The sequence below is a fragment of the Anoxybacillus sp. P3H1B genome, assembly GCF_001560855.1.
In the GTDB taxonomy this organism is placed as follows: domain Bacteria; phylum Bacillota; class Bacilli; order Bacillales; family Anoxybacillaceae; genus Anoxybacteroides; species Anoxybacteroides rupiense.
On the sequence record NZ_LPUG01000005.1, the window covers coordinates 1 to 3245 of the forward strand.

3 protein-coding genes are annotated in these 3245 nt (G+C 45.7%); all 3 read left to right on the forward strand.

The window, feature by feature from the left end; translation table 11 throughout:
- The coding region (locus AT864_RS00040; RefSeq protein WP_231734565.1) for a polymorphic toxin type 17 domain-containing protein at nt 1-1709 on the forward strand (1709 nt) is incomplete at its 5' end.
- Nucleotides 1710-2041: 332 nt separating this feature from the next.
- Nucleotides 2042-2371 carry a hypothetical protein gene (locus AT864_RS00045; protein ID WP_139788030.1) on the forward strand — a complete coding sequence of 110 codons (330 nt, stop codon included), beginning with the start codon at nt 2042-2044 and terminating at the stop codon, nt 2369-2371.
- Nucleotides 2372-2571: 200 nt separating this feature from the next.
- The coding region (locus tag AT864_RS00050) for an RHS repeat domain-containing protein (RefSeq protein ID WP_369815470.1) at nt 2572-3245 on the forward strand (674 nt) is incomplete at its 3' end.

Here is a 3245-nt window from a genome sequence, read left to right on the forward strand (position 1 = left end):
CGAAGACTAGAAAGTTTGATGAGAAGAACCGTGTGACAGAGCAATCCGACCGCGGCGGAGTCCAAAAATGGACGTATCCGACCACCTCGGATAAATTGCAACAGTTCCTGTTCTCGCACGGATCATTTAGCCAAACCGTCACCTACCAATACAACGCGTTGGATCAAAATACGGTTGTTCAAGATGGAACGTATACGTACCGTTTGGATTATGACGAAAGAGGCCATGTTCGCACGTTTACCACCGGAAATGAAGCGGGTGCCACCTTTACGTATGACGACCGCGGCTTGGTGAACAGTCTGGTGGTGGGAACGGCGAACGGAACCGAGTTATTGGCGGAAACGTACCGTTACGACGAAAACGGCAATCGGACCCGCATCGAAACGTCGAACGGGGACGTCACGGTGTACAGCTATGATGAGCTCGATCAGTTGAAGACCGAACAATGGCCAGATGGAACGACGATCGAGTATACGTACGATGGATTCGGGAACCGGACGAAAATCGTGAAAACGAAAGACGGATCATCGACGACGACGACGGCCGATTATAATGCGGCGAATCAATTGGTTCGTTTCGGCGATGAAACGATCACGTACGATGCGAACGGCAACCGGACCGAAGACAGTGAGTACCAATATGAATGGAACGAAGCCGATCAGCTTGTCGCTATCACTCGAAAAGGCGAAAGCGCGCCGTTTGTCACATACAAATATGACGAAGACGGTCGCCGCATTCAAAAGACCGTGAATGGCGTGGTGACGAACTACCACTACCAAGGCGACAGCCTCAACGTCTTGTATGAAACCGACGCAAACGGAAATGTGGTACAATCGTATATATACGGAGAAAACGGCCAGCTGTTGGCGATGAAAAAGGGCGGGGCGACGTACTTCTACCACTACAACGCCCATGGCGATGTCATCGCGTTAACGGATGCGCAAGGAAATGTGGTGGCCCGTTACGAGTACGACACATGGGGCCAGCTTCTTTCAAAATCCGGTGAAATGGCAGCCGAAAACCCATATCGCTACGCGGGATACCAATACGATGAAGAGACGGGATTGTACTACCTCATGGCCCGTTACTACCACCCAACCCATGGTGTGTTCCTGTCCATGGACCCTGATCCGGGAGATTCGGATGATATTCTAACCCAAAACGGCTACACATATGCGAACAACAACCCGGTGATGTTGGTCGATCCGGATGGGCATTTTGTGTGGATGGCGATTAATGCGGGATTTGCGGCGTATGATGGGTATAAAGCCTTTAAAAAAGGTGGTTGGAAGGCTGCGGCGATTGCGGTAGGTGTAGGGCTTGTTGGTGGTGCGACATTTAAAGGTGCCAAAATTGCGTATAGGGTGTATAAAGCTAGACGGGCTCAAAGGTTTTTAGGAAGGTTGAATTTACAGTTTTTTGCCTCGGTAAGTAAGAAATCTGTACTTAAAGGAGCAATGTTACCAACTAAAGGTAAAATAAGATACGTTCCGCCGAAGAATTGGACACCATCCCAACCACTTCCGAGGAAAGGTGGGGGACATATAGATAGATTCGGAAATATTTGGACCAAAGGACCTTCTAGAACTAAAGGCGAACCATTTGAATGGGATGTACAATTATCAAAAAGAGGGAAACAAATGCTGGGACATTTATCAAGGGATGGTTCACATCTTAATGTTTCCCTTAAAGGAAGGATAACTCATTAAAAATCTTCCTAGCGTATGAGAACTCATGTTAGACTAAGAACTGCTTAGAAGCTACACCCTCCAGTATACGAGATCAATGAAAAGATTATGTAGGGGAGATTATAGAATTTACAGGCAGTCAATGTTATGGGTGAGATTAGAGTGTCCTCGATGATTCTAGAATCGGTTTCAAGGACATTCAAAAATCCAAAGCGCCGATGTTTGTGATTCATGGGAGGCACTTGTTCCTCTCGTGAATCATCTTGTAGTATACGATGTCTAAAGAGTAATTGGATAAAATAGGGGATCGTCTGAAAAGACTTTCTTAAACTTACTGTATGGGGGGGAAAAATTTGCTTATTCGATCATATTTATACACTCAAGATAAAAATGAATCTTTTTCAATTATAGAAAATGTAATAAGTGTATTTAAGGGGAATTTTACAAAGTACACCATTTTAAAAAACGAACCATATTGGAAAGATCCAAATTTATTTGTGGTAGAAGTGAAACTAAGTACCTACACAAGCTTTTCGATAGAAGATATAGAAGAAGGGTTGAGAAGCATTGCTGATAAGTGGCTTTATTTTGGAAATCCCGTTGATGAAGCATTGGCCTCAGATACAATGGAAGGTTGTCGGTTTCTAATAACAGGGGTTAAGATGATCAACATTTTTATTTAACATATCTATTGAGAAGTCTCTCACCCCTTAACAGAGTGTAGGTGGGAGAAGCTCGTTTACTGTAGATGAGCGAATTCAATGATATAGAACCATATATTAGTAAAAATAAGTAATGGTCTGATTCCTTGGTTAGGATAGTGTAAATTAGTGCATTATTGAGTGCCAGGCATGTGCCGAACGGGGCGTCCAATAGTCGAACAATTGACTATTGGACAGCCCCTTTTTTTCGACACCTAACCGAGCCGCTACCGTTGATTAATGAGTCATTTCACTTACTACATGACGAAAGAGGCCATGTTCGCACGTTTACCACCGGAAATGAAGCGGGTGCCACCTTTACGTATGACGACCGCGGCTTGGTGAACAGTCTGGTGGTGGGAACGGCGAACGGAACCGAGTTATTGGCGGAAACGTACCGTTACGACGAAAACGGCAACCGAACCCGCATCGAAACGTCGAACGGGGACGTCACGGTGTACAGCTATGATGAGCTCGATCAGTTGAAGACCGAACAACGTCCAGATGGAACGACGATCGAGTATACGTACGATGGATTCGGGAACCGGACGAAAGTCGTGAAAACGAAAGACGGATCATCGACGACGACGATGGCCGATTATAATGCGGCGAATCAATTGGTTCGTTTCGGTGATGAAATGATCATGTATGACGCGAACGGCAACCGATTAGAAGACGGCCAGTATCGATATGAATGGAACGAAGCCGATCAATTGGTTTCCGTTACAAGAAAAGGCGAAAGCGCGCCGTTTGTGACGTACCAATATGATGAAGATGGCCGCCGCATTCAAAAGACCGTCAATGGCGTGGTGACGAACTACCATTACCAAGGCGACAGCCTCAACGTCTTGTATGA